Annotated in this window: 17 protein-coding genes; 8 read left to right on the top strand and 9 right to left on the bottom strand. The window is 70.8% G+C overall.

Translation table 11 applies throughout. From position 1 onward, the window contains the following. A partial coding sequence (locus ACFFNX_RS22875) for an ATP-dependent helicase C-terminal domain-containing protein (RefSeq protein ID WP_378205743.1) occupies positions 1-412 on the top strand: 412 nt, incomplete at its 5' end. Positions 413-665: 253 nt separating this feature from the next. Here the strand turns inward: ACFFNX_RS22875 and ACFFNX_RS22870 are convergent. Together ACFFNX_RS22870 and ACFFNX_RS22865 are read right to left on the bottom strand one after the other, a co-directional pair. Beyond that, positions 666-1,538, bottom strand: a complete 873-nt coding sequence (locus tag ACFFNX_RS22870; RefSeq protein WP_378205740.1) for a Gfo/Idh/MocA family protein — start codon at positions 1,536-1,538, stop codon at positions 666-668. A gap of 98 nt (positions 1,539-1,636) precedes the next feature. Then, positions 1,637-2,221, bottom strand: coding sequence for a TetR/AcrR family transcriptional regulator (locus ACFFNX_RS22865; protein ID WP_378205737.1), 585 nt, complete (start codon positions 2,219-2,221; stop codon positions 1,637-1,639). A 146-nt stretch (positions 2,222-2,367) separates the two neighbouring features. Here ACFFNX_RS22865 and ACFFNX_RS22860 point away from each other — a divergent pair, with 146 nt between their 5' ends. Then, entirely contained in the window at positions 2,368-3,405 is a 1,038-nt protein-coding gene (locus ACFFNX_RS22860) for an SDR family NAD(P)-dependent oxidoreductase (protein WP_378205734.1), read from the top strand. A 16-nt stretch (positions 3,406-3,421) separates the two neighbouring features. Here ACFFNX_RS22860 and ACFFNX_RS22855 read toward each other — a convergent pair whose 3' ends face one another. From ACFFNX_RS22855 to ACFFNX_RS22825, 7 genes are read right to left on the bottom strand one after another with little or no spacing between them, the layout of a single operon-like run. Further along, the gene (locus tag ACFFNX_RS22855; RefSeq protein WP_378205731.1) at positions 3,422-4,369 is read right to left on the bottom strand and encodes an N-acetylmuramic acid 6-phosphate etherase; all 948 of its coding nucleotides are present in this window, start codon (positions 4,367-4,369) and stop codon (positions 3,422-3,424) included. A 26-nt stretch (positions 4,370-4,395) separates the two neighbouring features. Then, entirely contained in the window at positions 4,396-5,319 is a 924-nt protein-coding gene (locus ACFFNX_RS22850; protein ID WP_378205728.1) for a MurR/RpiR family transcriptional regulator, read from the bottom strand. A 2-nt stretch (positions 5,320-5,321) separates the two neighbouring features. Beyond that, positions 5,322-6,329 carry an ABC transporter ATP-binding protein gene (locus ACFFNX_RS22845; protein ID WP_378205725.1) on the bottom strand — a complete coding sequence of 336 codons (1,008 nt, stop codon included), beginning with the start codon at positions 6,327-6,329 and terminating at the stop codon, positions 5,322-5,324. Next, positions 6,322-7,326: an ABC transporter ATP-binding protein gene (locus ACFFNX_RS22840; protein WP_378205721.1), complete on the bottom strand. Its 1,005-nt coding sequence runs from the start codon at positions 7,324-7,326 to the stop codon at positions 6,322-6,324. The genes ACFFNX_RS22845 and ACFFNX_RS22840 overlap by 8 nt, the downstream gene beginning before the upstream one ends. Continuing rightward, entirely contained in the window at positions 7,323-8,219 is an 897-nt protein-coding gene (locus tag ACFFNX_RS22835; RefSeq protein WP_378205718.1) for an ABC transporter permease, read from the bottom strand. Before ACFFNX_RS22835 ends, ACFFNX_RS22840 begins: the two co-directional genes overlap by 4 nt. Positions 8,220-8,274: 55 nt before the next feature. Further along, positions 8,275-9,237 (bottom strand): ABC transporter permease, encoded by a 963-nt coding sequence (locus ACFFNX_RS22830; RefSeq protein ID WP_378205715.1) that lies wholly within the window; start codon positions 9,235-9,237, stop codon positions 8,275-8,277. 13 nt (positions 9,238-9,250) lie between these two features. Beyond that, on the bottom strand, positions 9,251-10,819 hold the full coding sequence (locus ACFFNX_RS22825; protein WP_378205712.1) for an ABC transporter substrate-binding protein: 1,569 nt from the start codon (positions 10,817-10,819) through the stop codon (positions 9,251-9,253). Between the two features lie 83 nt (positions 10,820-10,902). Here ACFFNX_RS22825 and ACFFNX_RS22820 point away from each other — a divergent pair, with 83 nt between their 5' ends. The 6 genes from ACFFNX_RS22820 (at position 10,903) to ACFFNX_RS22795 (ending at position 15,076) form a co-directional block, all read left to right on the top strand. Beyond that, positions 10,903-12,024 (top strand): serine hydrolase domain-containing protein, encoded by a 1,122-nt coding sequence (locus ACFFNX_RS22820; RefSeq protein ID WP_378205709.1) that lies wholly within the window; start codon positions 10,903-10,905, stop codon positions 12,022-12,024. Further along, positions 12,015-13,184 carry an anhydro-N-acetylmuramic acid kinase gene (locus ACFFNX_RS22815; protein WP_378205706.1) on the top strand — a complete coding sequence of 390 codons (1,170 nt, stop codon included), beginning with the start codon at positions 12,015-12,017 and terminating at the stop codon, positions 13,182-13,184. The genes ACFFNX_RS22820 and ACFFNX_RS22815 overlap by 10 nt, the downstream gene beginning before the upstream one ends. Continuing rightward, positions 13,181-13,723 (top strand): GNAT family N-acetyltransferase, encoded by a 543-nt coding sequence (locus ACFFNX_RS22810; protein ID WP_378205703.1) that lies wholly within the window; start codon positions 13,181-13,183, stop codon positions 13,721-13,723. Before ACFFNX_RS22815 ends, ACFFNX_RS22810 begins: the two co-directional genes overlap by 4 nt. Positions 13,724-13,865: 142 nt before the next feature. Next, on the top strand, positions 13,866-14,012 hold the full coding sequence (locus tag ACFFNX_RS22805) for an ABC transporter ATP-binding protein (RefSeq protein ID WP_378205700.1): 147 nt from the start codon (positions 13,866-13,868) through the stop codon (positions 14,010-14,012). A gap of 156 nt (positions 14,013-14,168) precedes the next feature. Beyond that, positions 14,169-14,666: an ATP-binding cassette domain-containing protein gene (locus ACFFNX_RS22800; protein WP_378205697.1), complete on the top strand. Its 498-nt coding sequence runs from the start codon at positions 14,169-14,171 to the stop codon at positions 14,664-14,666. Then, positions 14,666-15,076, top strand: coding sequence for an oligopeptide/dipeptide ABC transporter ATP-binding protein (locus ACFFNX_RS22795; protein ID WP_378205694.1), 411 nt, complete (start codon positions 14,666-14,668; stop codon positions 15,074-15,076). The genes ACFFNX_RS22800 and ACFFNX_RS22795 overlap by 1 nt, the downstream gene beginning before the upstream one ends. Positions 15,077-15,417: the final 341 nt, after the last annotated feature.

Genomic DNA, 15,417 nt, shown 5'->3' with positions numbered 1-15,417 from the left:
CGCCCGCGACCGCGCCGGCCTGCGGCGCCTCGACGTGGCGGCGGCACTGCGCGGCCTGCTGCCGTGGGAGTGCGCGGCCCGGCTCGACGAGGTCGCGCCGGAACGCGTCACCGTACCCGGCGGCTCGCGGATCCGGATCGACTACACGGGCGAACGGCCGGTGCTGGCGGCCAAGCTGCAGGAGCTGTTCGGCTGGCAGGAGGCACCGCGCGTCGCCGGGGTACCCCTCGTCGTACACCTGCTGTCGCCCGCCGGACGCCCGGCCGCGGTCACCGCGGACCTGTCCTCGTTCTGGCGCGAGGGCTATCGGAGCGTACGTGCGGAGTTGCGCGGACGCTATCCACGTCACCCGTGGCCGGAGGATCCGGCCACGGCGGAACCGACCCGCCGTACCAACACCCGCCGCCACTGACGCACGCGAGAGCCGTGGATCGCACGACCGAAGAGGCACGTTGGCACGACAGGCTGGTCACATGCGCCAGGCCACCGACGGGAACTGGCACACCGCACACCTTCCCGACATCCTGCGGGCCGGGTATGGCGTTCGGGTGTTCGCACGCCTCGACGCCTCCGGATGGCACGCGGCTCGGCGTCCCGTTCGCCTGCGAGGGACGGGGGCGCCGACCCGTGTCGCCGGGGTGGTGGGAGCCGAGCAGGGGCCGTGGTCAGAGCAGCCGCTGCGCCTCGGCGAGGATCTCCACCACGCGCAGGCCGAAGCGTGCGTCGCACGCCTGGGGCTCGCCCGTACGTGCCGACTCGAGTAGTGCGTCGATCGCTCGGGTCAGTGCGGTCACGGCGGTGTCCTGGTTCTCCGGGAGCGACACGACGCCGGACTCGCCGCGGAACTCGGCCCGGTTGCCCGCCGCAGGTCCCGGCGCCGTCAGGCTGAGTGTTGCCGTGCTCGACGCGCCGCCGGTGTGTCGCAGGACCAGGTGGACCGTGTCGCCGGGGCCGGGGACGGCCGCCGCGACCTTCTCGACGTCGCCGAGCACCGGCAGCAGCACCGACAGGGCGTGCGGGCCGACGTCCCACAGGCCGCCCTTCTGCCGGCGCCAGGGTGAGTTCGCGAACGGGTTGTCCCCGCTGTCCAGCGCGCCCAGCCAGTCCGCGTGCCCGGTGAACCAGCCGCCGCGTTCCGCCTGCTCGTCGATCCACCTGGCCGGCTCGCCGGTGAAGCGTGTGGTGAAGAAGACGACCGACGCGACGCCCGACTCGGTGACCGCGTCCACGACCTCCCGCGCGTCCGCGACGTCCACGGCGAGCGGCTTGTCCACCAGCAGATGGCGTCCGGCCCGCGCGGCGCGTGCGGCCAGCGGCGCCTGGACGGCCGGGGGCAGCGCGATCGCGATCGCCTCGGAGTCGCCGATCAGGGCGTCCACGTCCGCGTACGGGCGGCCGCCGAACGTCTCGGCGATCGCGGCCGCGGCCTCCGGTCTGCGCCCCCACGTCCCGATGAACTCGACCTCAGGATGGTCGCGGAGCGCGGGCCCGTACGCGATCTCCGCCCACGGTCCGGTTCCCAGCAGCCCGATGCGCACGTCGCCGCCCTCTGTCGGAGTGGTATTCGCCGACAGCATGATTGATGCGCGGCGAAGGCGTCAAACCTCGACATGCACGCCGGAAACCGGTGATCGCCCTACTTTCCGGCGTCCGCGGTGAGGCCGGCCATGAGGAGATCGAGCAGCCGTCCGGCGAGGTCGCGCCGGTCCTGGTCGCCGGCGATGAGCGCGATGCCGCCGAGCGCCATGACCACGTCGGACGAGTCGAGGCCGCCGCGTACCGTCCCCTGCTCCTCGTTCTCGCGCAGCAGCAGGGCCAACGCGTCGATCAGCATGCCGCGCGTCTTCAGCCGTAGGTCGTCGTCGTTGGTCAGCACGGCGCGCAGCGACCCGGACATGCCGCGCTTGGTCGCCAGATAGTCCAGGAACCGCTCCATCCACACGCGCAGGGCGTCGACCGCGGGCATCTGCCGCAGGAGGTCGCCGGCGGACGCGCAGAGCCGGGCCGACTCGCTGCGGTACGTCGCCTCGACGAGGATCTCCCGCGTCGGGAAGCGCCGGTACAGCGTCCCGATGCCGACGCCCGCCTCCTTGGCGATCGCCTTCAGCGACGCCTCGGCCCCGTGCTCGGCGAACGCCCTGGCCGCGACCTCCAGGAGCCGGTCGTGATTGGCCTGGGCGTCGGCGCGCAGCGACCGGGCCGCCCCGTCGGATGAAGCCACGAGTGTCCTCTCCATGCCGTGATGCGTCTCGGCGCGACTTGCCATCCGGACCCGGCTCCGCTTACGCTCTCACGCAGAGAACCGGACCCGGCTCCGGTTATCAGTGTAGCGGCCGGGATGGACCTGCCGTCAGGGAGCGAAGCGACATGACCAGTACGCGGATCACGACGGGCTTCGGCGCCGAGTCGACCGCCTCCGACGTCATCGCGGGGGTGGACCTGACCGGTCGCCGAGCCGTCGTGACCGGTGCCTCGTCGGGCATCGGCGTCGAGACGGCTCGCGCTCTGGCCGGCGCGAACGCCGAGGTCACCCTGGCCGTCCGTGACGTCGAGGCGGGCGAGAAGGCCGCGGCCGCCATCACCGCCGCCGCCACCGGCCACCCCGACGTCACCGTCGCTCCGCTCGACCTCGCCGACCAAAGCTCGGTCCGCGCGTTCGTGGCGGGCTGGAGCGGGCCGCTGCACATCCTCGTCAACAACGCCGGCGTCATGGCCACCCTCGAGACGCGTACGGCCGAGGGCTGGGAGCTGCAGTTCGCCACCAACCACCTCGGCCACTTCGCGCTCGCCACCGGCCTGCACGACGCGCTTCGGGCGGCCGGTTCGGCGCGCGTCGTCGTCGTTGCCTCCGTGGGCCATGTCAACGGCGAGGTCCTCTTCGACGACATCCACTTCGCGCACCACCCCTACGACCCGTGGGCCGCCTACGCCCAGTCGAAGACGGCGAACATCCTCTTCGCCGTGGAGGCCGCCCGGCGGTGGGCCGGCGACGGGATCGCCGTCAACGCGCTCAACCCCGGCCGGATCTGGGACACCGGCCTGTCCCGCCACCTGCCGCCCGCACCCGCGTCGTTCGACCCCGGGGCCGCCACCGGCGTCTCGGTCAAGAACATCGAATCGGGCGCGGCGACCTCCGTCCTGCTCGCGGCGTCGCCGCTCGTCCAGGGCGTCACCGGTAGGTACTTCGAGGACTGTGAGGAGGCCGCGCCCTTCACGCCGGGCGTACGCCGCGGTGTGGCGGACCATGCCGTCGACCCGCGGAAGGCGGCACGGCTCTGGCAGGTCTCGCTCGACCTGCTCGCCGCCGCCCCGAGGTCTTCGGGAAAGACGGCGGTCGGCCCGCCGGGCAGAGCTTCAGGACGAGCCGGGAGCCGCGAGCACCGAGACAGGCGTCGGTATGCGTGAGGAGCGTCGACCCTCGTCAGCCGTGAAGGTCGGTCGGAGGTGCGGGGTGCACGTTCAGGGCCGTCAGTGCCTGCCGGACCCGCCCGCCCGACTCCGCCAGCGCGGCTCGACACTGCTGCACGGTCGCCGACACGCCTGAGTGCTGCTCCGCGAGCAGGTGGACCAGCGCGGTTTTCAGATCGCCGCACAAATCGAGCGCCGTCGTGCAACGGGTGTCGTCCGCTCCCGTGGCCTGGACGAGCAGCCGCACCATCCGGCCGCGCAGTTTCGCGTTCGTCGCTCGCATGTCGACCATGAGATTGCGGTAAGTGTGGCCCAGCCGGACCATGAGCGCGGTGGAGAACGAGTTCAGGAGCAGCTTCTGCGCGGTGCCTGCCTTGAGGCGGGTTGATCCCGTGAGCGCCTCTGGCCCCGTGTCCGCGACGAGTAGATAGTCCGCGAGTTTCGCCAGTGGGGCGTTCGGGTTCGAGGTGATGAGCGCGGAGGACGCCCCTGCCGCCCGGGCGGCGGTCAGTGCCGCGCCGACATAGGGGGTGCGGCCGGAGGCGGTCAGTCCGATCACCACGTCCGCGGCGGTCACGTCGGCGGTGTCGGCTCCGTCGATGTCGTCCTCGGCGTTCTCGACGGCACGCAGCAACGCCGTGGTGCCGCCGGCATGGTGAGCGACGACCACGCCGTCGGTCAGACCGAACGTCGGGAGCAACTCTGCCGCGTCGAGCACGCCGAGACGCCCGGAGGTGCCCGCGCCGAAGTAGTGCACCCGGCCGCCGTCGGCGACCCGGGCCGCGGCGTCGTCCACCAGCCCGGCCAGCTCGGGCAGTGCCGCGGCTACCGCGTCGGGGACGGTGCGGTCCTCGTCGTGGAGCAGACGGACGAGCTCAAGAGTCGGCACGGCGTCGAGTTCGGTGGTCCGGGCGTTGACCTGCTCGGTCGGGGACGCGACCCGGATTCCGGAGTGGTTCACGGATGGCCTTTCTCTGTGGGCTTCTTTCAGTGGGCTTCCCCACTGCGCGGCTGGGGCGTCGCCCGGGTGGCACGGCGGTCGACGATGGCGTGCCGGGTCGCCTCGAGCGCGGCGATGGCCTGGTCGTAGCGGCGCTGAGCGACCGCGGTGAACAGCACGTCGACCACGCTCAGCGCGGCGATCCGCGACGCCGTCGCTCCGGAGCGGAAGGTCGTCTCCCGGTCGACCGTGGTCAATAACACGTCCACCGCGGCGGCGAGCGGTGAGTTCGGTACGCCGGTCAGCGCGATCGTCCGGGCGCGGTGTGCGCTCGCCTCGCGGATGACATCGACGGTGTCAGGCGTCTCACCGGTGTGCGAAACGCCGATCGCGACGTCGGCCTGTCCGAGCAGTGCGGCCGCGGTCAGGGCCGCGTGAGTGTCGTGCCAGGCGTAGGCGATGATCCCGATTCGGTGCAGTTTCTGCTGCAGGTCGAGTGCGACGACGGCGCTCGCGCCGACGCCGACGATGTCGACTCGGCGCGCGCCCGCGGTGAGCGTGACCGCCTCGGCGAGTGCCGCCCGGTCGAGGCTGCGCGCCGTGTCGGCGATCGCCTGCTGGTCGGTGAAGGTGATGGTGTTGATGATCGAGTCGAGGTCGTCGTCGCGGCTGATGTCGCTCCCGACATGGCGGTTCGCCGCCCGCTCCTGCTCGCGTCCCGACTCTGCCGCGAGTGCGATCCGAAGCTCGCGATATCCGCGCAGCCCGAGCTCCTGGCACAGCCGCAGCACGGTGCTCTCCGAGGTCTGCGCGGCTCGGGCGAGTTCGGAGATGGTCTGCGTGGCGGCGTGCGCCGGCTCTCGCAGGATGTAGGTCGCGACTCGCCGTTTGGACGGAACCAGCGATGGCCGGAGCCCGCGCAGCGTGGTCAGCACATCCTGCTGCCGACCAGGGGAATGATCATTGGTCACGGCTACCCGCCCGTCCCGTCCGCTTCGCTCCGCATGACATGGCAGGCCAGCCGGTGCCGTCCGGACTCGGGCAGCATGAGCGGCTCGGCGGTACGGCAGCGATCTTCAGCCAGGGGGCATCGCGGGTGGAAGCGGCACCCCGATGGCGGATCGGCGGCGTCCGGAACCTCGCCGGTGACGACCAGGTCGGCCGGCGGAGCGTCGAGCCCTGGGTCGGCGATCGGCACCGCTGTCTGAAGCGCCCGGGTGTACGGGTGTGTGGGGGTGTCGGAGACGACGTCCCACGGTCCGTACTCGACGATCTTGCCGAGGTACATCACCGCGATCTGGTCGGCGAGGTGGCGCACCATGCCGAGGTCGTGAGAGATGAAGACGAAGGCCAGCCCCAGCTCACCGCGCAGCCGTGCCAGCAGGTTGATGATCTCTGCGCGAACCGACACATCCAGCGCCGAGACAGGTTCGTCCAGAACCAGTATCCGTGGCTGGACGGCGAGCGCCCGAGCGATCCCGATGCGTTGCCGCTGCCCGCCGGAGAGCTGGTGGGGGTACCGGCCGGCGGTCGATGCCGGCAACCCGACCGTCTCGAGCAGCTCACCGACGCGTTCCGTACCGGACGGCAGCCGGTGCACGGTGAGGACCTCGGCCAACGCGGCGCCGATTCGCTGTCGCGGATCGAGGGAGGCGTACGGGTCCTGGAAGACGAGTTGGATCCCGCGCCGCAGTTCGCGCAGTTCCCTTCCCCTGGCGCGGTCGATCCGGCGACCCAGGATCTCGACACTTCCGGAGTCCGGCCGTTCGAGCCGTGTCAGCAGCCGCGCGAGCGTCGACTTTCCGCAGCCGCTCTCCCCGACGACGCCGAGCACCTGGCCGCGCCCGACGCTCACGCTCACCTGGTCGAGCGCGTGGACCTCGCCGCGCCCCGGTGTGCGGTAGTGCTTGACGACGTCGCGGACCTCGATCGCGATCTCGCCGGAAGAGTCCTCGCCACCGGGCATCGGCCTGTCAGGCACGGGTGGTCACCCCCGCGGACGGCGCGCGCCATTCCTCTCGCGGCACCCAGCATGCGGCTCGTGAGCCGGTGCGGTCGATCAATGGAGGCTCCTCCGTGTCGCAGCGATCCTGTCGTTGGGCGCAGCGCGGCGCGAACGGGCAGCCGGGCGGGAGCGCGGAAAGCGCGACCGGGTTGCCACCGATCTGCGGCAACGGCGCCTGGTGCGGATCTCCTGGTGTCGGCAGCGAGCGCAGCAGGCCGTCGGTGTAGGGGTGGTGAGGGGCGGCGAACAGCTCGCGGGTCCGGGCCAGCTCGGTGACCCGGCCGGCGTACACCACGGCGACCCGATCCGCGATCCGCGCCACCACGCCGAGATCGTGGGTGATCCATACGACGGCGAGCCCGTACTCGTCCCGCAGCCTGGAGACCAGCCGAAGGATCTGCTGCTGGATCGTCACGTCCAGCGCCGTCGTCGGCTCGTCGGCGATGAGCACCTTGGGGCGGGGCGCGATCGCGCAGGCGATCAGCACCCGCTGCCGCATGCCGCCGGAGAGCTGGTGCGGGTAGAGCCTCATCAGTGCCCGTGGCGAGGGCAGGCCCACCTCGCCGAGCACGGTCACCGCTCGGTCGCGGGCCTCCTCCTTCGACCAGCCGTGTGCCTTCAGGCCTTCGGTCACCTGCTTGCCGATGCGCATCATCGGGTTCAGCGACGTCATCGGATCCTGGTAGACCATGCCGATCTCGGCACCGCGGACGGTGCGGCGCTCGGCCTCGCGCAGCGCCACCAGATCCCGGCCCTCCAGCAGGACCTGGCCGCTGGTGACGGCGGCGCCCGTCGGCAGCAGGCCGGCGATGCTCAGCGCGGTGAACGACTTACCTGAACCGGATTCGCCCACCACCGCCAGGGTCTCGCCGCGGTCCACCTCCAGGTCGACCCCGCGCAGGATCTCCAGCGGCCCGGACGGAGTGCGGATCGAGGTGTGCAGGCCCCGTACCGCCAGCATCGGTTCGCTCATGCGCGAGAGTCCCTTCGCGGGTCGAGTGCGCTGCGCAGTCCGTCGCCGAGGAGGTTGAGCGCTATCACCGCGATCACGATCGCGAGGGCGGGGAAGGCCAGCGTCCACCAGGCGGTGGCGACGGTGTTGCGAGCGTCGGAGACCATCAGGCCGAGGCTGGGAGTCGGTGGCCGGGTACCCAGGCCGAGGAACGACAGCGCGGACTCGGTGAGGATCGCCCAGGACAGCGCCAGGGTCACCTGCACGACGATCGGCGCGCTGACGTTCGGCAGTACATGGCGTAGCAGGATCCGCGGCAGCGGCGTGCCGAGAACCCGCTGCGCCTTGATGTACTCCGCGGTGCCGACCGCGAGTGTCGGCCCGCGCGATACGCGGGCGAAGATCGGGGTGTAGACGACGGCGATCGCGATCGCGGTGTTCTGCCACCCGCTGCCGAGGGCGCTGACGACCGCGAGCGCCAGCAGGATCGCGGGGAACGCGAAGAGAATGTCGACGAAACGGCTGACGACCTGGTCCACCCAGCCGCGGAAGAAACCGGCGCTGATACCGAGGATCGAGCCGATCACGGCCGCCGCCGCCACCGAGACGATCGCGACACGCAGTGACGTCCAGATTCCGACGGCGGCGCGGGCGGCGATGTCACGGCCGAACTGGTCGGTACCGAACCAGTAGCGGCTCGAAGGGCCCTGCAGCCGGGCGGCCGGGTGCTGCGCGATCGGGTCGTGCGGCAGCACTCCGAACGCGCCGAGCACGGCGACGACGGCGAGCAGCAGGATGACGATGAGGCCGATCCGCCCGTTGCGGTCCTGCCAGATCCGGGCGAGCAGCCATGAACGTCCGGGCGCGGTGGGGACGGAGCCGATGGGCTCGGCCACTGTGGGAAGCACGCTCATGAAACCTCCTCCGTCGCGGGAGTGACCAGGCGCGCTGTGCTTTCGCTCCGCTCGCTCATGCGGCACGCGTCCGTGGGTCGATCATCCGGTAGAGCAGGTCGACGAGGAGATTCACGAGTACGAACAGCACCGCGATGACCAGTACCGTGCCCTGCACCACCGGGTAGTCCCGGTTGGAGATGGCGGTGAACAGCAGGCGCCCCATACCGGGCAGTGCGAAGATCTGCTCGATGATCACGGTGCCGCCGAGCAGGTAGCCGAACTGGATACCGGTCAGCGTGACGATGGGGATGGTGGCGTTACGCAGGATGTGCGAGGTTCGGACCCTACCCGGGGACAGGCCCTTGCCACGTGCGGTACGCACGTAGTCGGCCTCGGCCATCTCGACATACTCCGATCGGGTCGTGCGCATCACGTTGGCCGCGAACGCGACCGCGAGCACGAGAGACGGATACAGGATCTGGCTCATGTTCCCCGACACCGAGCTGGTCAGCGGCACGAAGGTGCCGGTGTCGGGGAAATAGTGGAAAGCCTCGGCGAGGAGCGTCACCACGGCGGTGCCGAGTACGAACTCGGGGATCGCCAGGCCGACCAGCGACGCCCCCTGGGTGAGCGAGTCGGAGGCCCGTCCTGGACGGCTACCGGCGAGCACACCGAGCACCACGCCCAGGGCGGTGCCGATCAACGCCGACAGCACCGCGAGTTCGACCGTCACCGGCAGCGACGAGGCCACCAGGCTCGTGACGGACTTGCCGTTGGTCAGCGACAGCCCGAGGTCACCGTGCGCCACGCCCGAGATCCACGCCCAGAGCTGGGCGAACCAGGGCCGGTCGATCCCGTAGAAGTGCTCGAGCGAGGCACGCTGCGCCGGGGTCAGCGTGCCCGACTCGATGCCGAGCGAGGCGGTGATCGCGTTTCCGGGGATGGTGCGCAGCACGACGAAGACGACCACCGTCACCCCCAGCAAGGTGATCAGCGCGCCCAGGAGCCGCGACCCCAGCCATCGCCAGTTCAGCATCGGCTCGCCCCTTTCAGGACACGCTGGTCAGCGAGCGGAGCAACTCGTCCGGACGAGGAGTGAACCCGTGGACGCCCGAGCCGACCAGGTAGTAGTCATCCGAGCGGAACGTCCAGACCCATGGCGACTCGACCAGCAGCTCCTTCTGGAGGTTGCGGAAGGTCTCCTGCCGCTTGCCGCTGTCGCTGGTGGCGTTGCCCTGCGTGAGCAGGTCGGCCAGCGTCGAGGAGTCCAGGCCCGCGGGCTTCGCGAGGCTGCCTCCGGAGGTGAAGTAGCGCCCGTACATCAGGAACGGGTCATACGAGCCACCGTTCAAGGCGACGGCGGCGTCGTAGTCGGCCGCGAGCCACGCCGACACGTACGGCCCGGTGGACAGTTGCTTCAGCTGCAGGGTCACGCCGATCTTGGAAAGCTGCGACTGGATGTTCTGGGCCTCGGCGCCGGCGGTGGCGTACTCGCCGGTCTCGACGATGGTGGTGAGGGTGAAGCCCTTCGCGTAACCGGCCGCGGCCAGCATCGATCGTGCCTTGGCCACGTCACCCGGGGTACAGGGCAGGCCGTCCGTCGCCGAGTACGCGAAGGCCGGGCTGGTGATGGGGCCCGTGACGGCGCCGTCGCCGTAGGCCGCCGTCTGCATCACCTGGTTGCGGTCGATGGCGCAGCTGATGGCCTGCCGCACCTGCTGGTTCTTCAGCGGACCCTTCCGGCCGTTGAGCATCAGAACGTGGTAGGAGAGGGCCGGCTGCTTGGCGAGCGAGTACGTGTCCGACTTGCCGGCCTGGTGAGCGACTCCCGGGTCGGAGATCAGGCCGAGCTGGAACGCACCGGCCTTCATACCGGACAGGATCGACGACTCGTCCGGGATGACCCGGAACTCGAGTTTTTTGATCTTCGGTGCGCCGCCGTAGTACTTCGGGTTGCCGGTGAGGACCACCTGCTGGCCGGGGTTCCAGCCGTTCCAGGCGAATGCCCCGGTGCCGTTGGGCTTCTTGCCGACCGTCCCGGCGGAGATGTCCTTGGCGGACTCGATCGAGGAGTTCACCGACGCCAGCGAGTAGAGCAGCGACGCCGACGGCTGGGACAGGTGCAGCACCACCGTGGCGTCGTCAGGGGTGTCCACCGACTTGATCGCGATCAGGTTCGAGCGGGCGACCGCGCCGGTCTTCTGGTCGAGAATCCGCCGGATCGACGCTTTGACGTCGCCGGAGGTGAACGGCGAACCGTCCTGCCAGGTCACACCCGAGCGAAGGGTGAAGTCGACGGTCCGCCCGTCAGATGAGGTGGTCCACTTGGTCGCCAGGTCGGGTTGGATCTCGCCGGTGGAGCTGGTCTGGACCAACGTCGAGTAGACGAGTCCCAGCGTCTGCTGCGTCTGGAACGCGGTCGCCAGGTGCGGGTCGAGCTTGTCGATGTCACCCGTCCGGGCGACGACGAAGGTCGAGGTGCCGGACGAGGAGTTCTTCGAACCACTGGGTGAGCAGGCGGCCAGTCCCGCTACCGCGGTGGTGGCGGCGGCGGTGAGGGCGACGGAGTTGATCCAGAACCGGGCAGCGCCGCGACCGGACGGGGTGGGGGGTGTCATACGAGATCCTCCAGCAACGAGTTACGCAGAGGGTAATGGTTGACCTTAATGACAGACAACAGGTGAACGATTAACCTGATCCCGTGTCCGAAATCACCCGACTCACCACGGATCCCCTGGCCACTGCCGTCACCGACCTGCTGGGCGTGTCCCCCGACGCTGGCACCGCGCCGCCCGGCGCGCTCGTCGCCGTCGTCGAAGGCGAGCGAATCCGCTACGCCGCCGGAGGTTTCGCTCGGCACGGCGCGGCCGGGCCGCCGGTCGAGATGGGCTGGGACACAAGGACGGACGCCGGGTCGGTAAGCAAGATCATCGGCACGACGGCCGCGCTGATGGCGCTGGTGGACGCCGGCGAGGTCGCGCTGGACGCACCGGTCGCCCGCCACCTGCCGGAACTCGACCGGAACAGCACCGTGCGCGACATGCTCGAACACCGGGCCGGCCTGCGGGAATGGTGGCCGCTGTACCTGAACGGCGTCCGCGCCGACGAGGCCGTCTCCCTCGCCGCCCAGATGCCGCTCCGCTATCGGCAGGGCGAGGGACGACATTACTCGGACCTCGGGTTCATCCTGCTCGGCGAGCTGGTCGCACGCGTCGGCGGTGGTCTCGCGGCGGCCGTGGACGAGTTGGTGCTGCGACCGTTCGGGCTCACCGAAACGCGCTACGCCACGCCGGTGCCCGGCGGGCCGGTCGCCGCGAGTTCGAACGGCGACACCATTGAAAAGGGCATGATCGCGTCCGGCGTCCCGTACCCGGTCGACGGCGCCGTCAGCGACTTCGACGGCTGGCGCGACCATGTTCTGGTGGGCGAGGTCAACGACGGCAACGCCTTCCACGCGTTCGACGGGGTCGCCGGGCACGCCGGGCTGTTCACGACCGCCGCCGACCTCCTGCGTTTCGCGACGGGTCTGCTGCGCTGCCTGGACGGTGACGGGCCGATACGGCGCGACACGGTCGCCGGCTTCCTCACCGCCGGTGCCGACCCCGGTCAGGCGCTGGGGCTGCGGGTCTGGGACCGGGGCCGCGCCGTCGGGCACACCGGCTTCCCCGGAGTCGCGATCGCGGTACTACCCGAGCCCCGAGCGGCCGTCGCGATGATCACAAACCGGCTGCACGCGAGCGGCCCGCCCCGAGCGACCGAAAAGATGTGGCTGCGGGTACTCGCCGCGGCCGAGGCCCACCTGAGGAGACCGAAATGGACCTGACCGTCATCGGCATGCTCAGCGGTACGTCCTACGACGCGATCGACGCCGCCGCAGCCGACTTCTCGCTGGCCGGTGACGAGATCGTCTGTCATCCCCGAGGGCTGCACAGCGAGGTCGTTCCAGCCGAACTTCGGGCCCGGATAGCGGCCGCCCTGCCACCACACCCCACCACCTTGGAAGAGGTATGCCGGCTCGACACCGAGCTGGGCCGGCTGTTCGGCTCGGTCGCGGCGGCGGCCAACGAACACCTCACCGACGGTGCCGCGGACCTGATCGTCTCCCACGGGCAGACGGTCTTCCACTGGGTCGACGGCACGCATGCGCTCGGCACGCTGCAACTGGGCGCCGCGGGCTGGATCGCCGAGGCGACGGGAGTGACCACCGTCTCCGACCTGCGCACACGCGACCTCACCCGCGGCGGCCACGGTGCGCCGCTCGCCTCCACACTGGACGCGCTGCTAGTACTCTCCGACGAGGTGCGGCGTGGCTCCCTCAACCTCGGCGGCATCGCCAACATCACCGTCCGGGACGCGGACGCAAACGTGATCGCGTACGACCTCGGGCCCGCGAACGCCCTGATGGACAGCGCCGTCAGCGACGCCACCGCGGGCGCGGAGCGAATGGACGCCTCGGGGGTGCGGGCGGCACGCGGCACGGTGCACGCGGCGTTGCTCGATCGGCTGCTCGCCGAGCCGTACTACCGCGCCGCCCCACCCAAGTCCACCGGCAAGGAACTCTTCCATGCCGACTACGTGCGCGAAGCCGTCGGCGACCTGGAGATCGGAACCGACGACCTGCTCGCGACGCTTACGGAACTGACCGCAAGGCTCGTGGCCGACGCGTGCCGGACATACGAACTGGCCGAACTCGTCGTCGCGGGCGGCGGGGTACGCAACCCGACCCTGATGCGGCGGATCGCCGAATCGGCCGCACCGGTGCGCGTTCGCCCGGTCGAGGACTTCGGCCTGCCGGCACAGGCGAAGGAGGCATACCTGTTCGGCCTCCTCGGCTACCTCTCCGTGCACGGGCTCGAGGGAACCATCGCGTCGGCGACCGGCGCGCGCACCGGATCGATCCTGGGATCCCTGACACCGGGTGCGGCTCCGCTACGGCTACCGGAGCCGGCGACCGTACGGCCACGCCGGATGTACGTCAAATGATCGCCTATCGGGAGGCGGTCGCCGACGACCTGCCCGCGATGGCCGATATCTTCGTGGCCGCATGGCGGGCCGGGTATCGAGGGGTCGTGCCGGACGAGGTGATCGACGCCCTCGATGCGGACACCATCGCGACCGACCTGGCCGTACGTCTGAACGACCCCCGCCTCAAGACCGTGCTCGCCGTCGACGCCACCGGGCGGCCGGTCGGGTTCGTCCGCTACGGCGACGACGCCGATCACGCCGGCGAGGGCTACCTGGCCGCGCTCTATGTCCATCCGGCCGCGTCCGGCGCGGGCGTCGGGCGCGGTTTGCTCCACCGCGCGATCGACGCGATGCCCGGCGTGGATGTCAGGCTGTGGGTGTTCGAGGACAACGACAGAGCACGCGCGCTCTATGAGCGAGCCGGCTTCCGCCCCGAGGGCGCGCGGCTGACCGACCCGCGTTGGCGGACGCCCCAGGCCAGGTACCTCCGCCCGGGCCGTTCGAACACAGCACGCATCTCGCGCCTACGCGGTCCCGCCAGATCGCCCGGCTCATGATCCCCCGGGTGCTGACGTCGCACGATGAGCCGGGTCGGCCGTACTGCGACATCATCAGCACGCGGCGTTTCAGGCCGATCGCAACAGCACGGTCGCGGACCGCACGGCGGTCAAGTACGCGGGGCGCGTGGTGGAGGGGGCGATGGCCGACCTGTTCGCCCGGCCTTCCGATCCGTACACGGCCGGGCTGCTGCGTTCCATGCCCGCGCACCGTGGCGCCGCGCGCCCGCCGCTGACGCAGATCGGCGGGCTCCGGCCACCTGCCGCCCGGCTGCCCGCAGCGGTGTGACGTCCGCACGGCCACCGAGCCGCCCCCGCTCGACCGCGGGCCCCAGCGGGCGGCCTGCCACGTGTCCCCGGAGGAGTGGTCCGCGTGACCAACACGCGACGCTGACGATGGAGAACCTCGTCAAGCACTACAAGGGGGTCGTCCACGCGCTCGACGGTGTGTCCTTCACGGTCGCGCCGGGGGGAGACCCTCGGCATCGTCGGTGAGTCCGGCTGCGGCAAGTCGACGCTCGCCCGCCTGCTCGCCCGCCTGCTCGTCCGGCTCGAACACCCGACCTCCGGACGTGTCCTGCTCGGCGACACCGACCTGACCGCGCTCGGCCCGCGCGCGATGCGGCCGTACCGGCGGCGCGTCCAGCTCGTCTTCCAGGACCCGTACGCCTCGTTGCATCCGCGCCTCACCGTCGAGCAGACGCTGGCGGAGGTGCTCGGCGTGCACGGGCTCGCCGCGCGCGGTGCCGAGCGCTCCGCCCGGGTCACCGAGCTGATGGAGATGGTGGGGCTGCCGTCGCGGCTGCGCGACCGGTATCCGGTGCAGCTGTCGGGAGGCAAGCGGCAGCGCGTCGGCATCGCGCGCGCCCTCGCCGTCGAGCCCGACGTCCTCGTCCTGGACGAGACCTGTCGGCGCTCGACGTCTCCGTGCAGGCCGAGGTGATGAACCTGCTCGTCCGCCTGCGCGAACGGCTGAACCTGACGTACCTGTTCATCTCCCACGACCTCGCCATGGTGCGCCACATCAGCGACCGGGTGCTGGCGCTGTACCTGGGCAAGGTCGCGGAGGCCGGTCCGTGGCGCGAGGTGTCGGACGAGCCGCGGCATCCGTACGCGCGCTCGCTCCGCGACGCCGGTCTCGTACCGGATCCGTCACGGCGTACCACGGCGCCCGTGCTGCGAGGTGAGGTGCCGAGCGCGGACAGGCCGCCGGCCGGATGCCGCTTCCACCCTCGCTGCCCGGTGGCGGAGGACCGCTGCCGTACGACCGAGCCCGCCCTGCTCGAACCGCGGCCCGGTCACCAGGCCGCATGTCACGTCGCCGCAGATGAGGCGACCGTTTCTTCAGCATGACCACGGAGTTAAGAATGTTCGCCGCCGGATATAGCCCTTGATCGCCCCTGCGCGGTAATGTCCGCGTAACAGCGGTTAAATCTGGGTGAACTCTCAGACTTCGGCGGGAGCCGCACGATAAGGCCGGTTTCGGCGAAGGGAGAGAAGCCGAAAGCGGGAGGTCACCACCGCGTAACGAGGAGCCGCCCCCTGGCTCCGCGACGGCGAGGAGTGACCGATGACCCCGACCGGCTACGTGGCGAAGTCCGACACGTGGGTGGGCTCGGGGCGCGGGATGTTGGATGTGGGGGATTCGTTGGGTTCGGTGGTTGATGCGTTGTGTCATGGGTTGGCGGGGGTTG

It is taken from the genome of Actinoallomurus acaciae (genome assembly GCF_042429965.1).
Taxonomy (GTDB): Bacteria; Actinomycetota; Actinomycetes; order Streptosporangiales; family Streptosporangiaceae; genus Actinoallomurus; species Actinoallomurus acaciae.
Note: the sequence above shows the minus strand (reverse complement) of the source record. Positions and strands in the feature narration are given on the sequence as shown.

Excerpts from the sequence above, each read along its gene's own strand:
- ACFFNX_RS22835 (WP_378205718.1), bottom strand. The coding sequence starts at position 8,219 with ATGAGCGTGCTTCCCACAGTGGCCGAGCCCATCGGCTCCGTCCCCACC.
- ACFFNX_RS22840 (WP_378205721.1), bottom strand. The coding sequence starts at position 7,326 with ATGAGCGAACCGATGCTGGCGGTACGGGGCCTGCACACCTCGATCCGC.
- ACFFNX_RS22860 (WP_378205734.1), top strand. The coding sequence starts at position 2,368 with ATGACCAGTACGCGGATCACGACGGGCTTCGGCGCCGAGTCGACCGCC.
- ACFFNX_RS22795 (WP_378205694.1), top strand. The coding sequence starts at position 14,666 with ATGAACCTGCTCGTCCGCCTGCGCGAACGGCTGAACCTGACGTACCTG.
- ACFFNX_RS22825 (WP_378205712.1), bottom strand. The coding sequence starts at position 10,819 with ATGACACCCCCCACCCCGTCCGGTCGCGGCGCTGCCCGGTTCTGGATC.
- ACFFNX_RS22805 (WP_378205700.1), top strand. The coding sequence starts at position 13,866 with ATGGCCGACCTGTTCGCCCGGCCTTCCGATCCGTACACGGCCGGGCTG.
- ACFFNX_RS22815 (WP_378205706.1), top strand. The coding sequence starts at position 12,015 with ATGGACCTGACCGTCATCGGCATGCTCAGCGGTACGTCCTACGACGCG.
- ACFFNX_RS22830 (WP_378205715.1), bottom strand. The coding sequence starts at position 9,237 with ATGCTGAACTGGCGATGGCTGGGGTCGCGGCTCCTGGGCGCGCTGATC.
- ACFFNX_RS22810 (WP_378205703.1), top strand. The coding sequence starts at position 13,181 with ATGATCGCCTATCGGGAGGCGGTCGCCGACGACCTGCCCGCGATGGCC.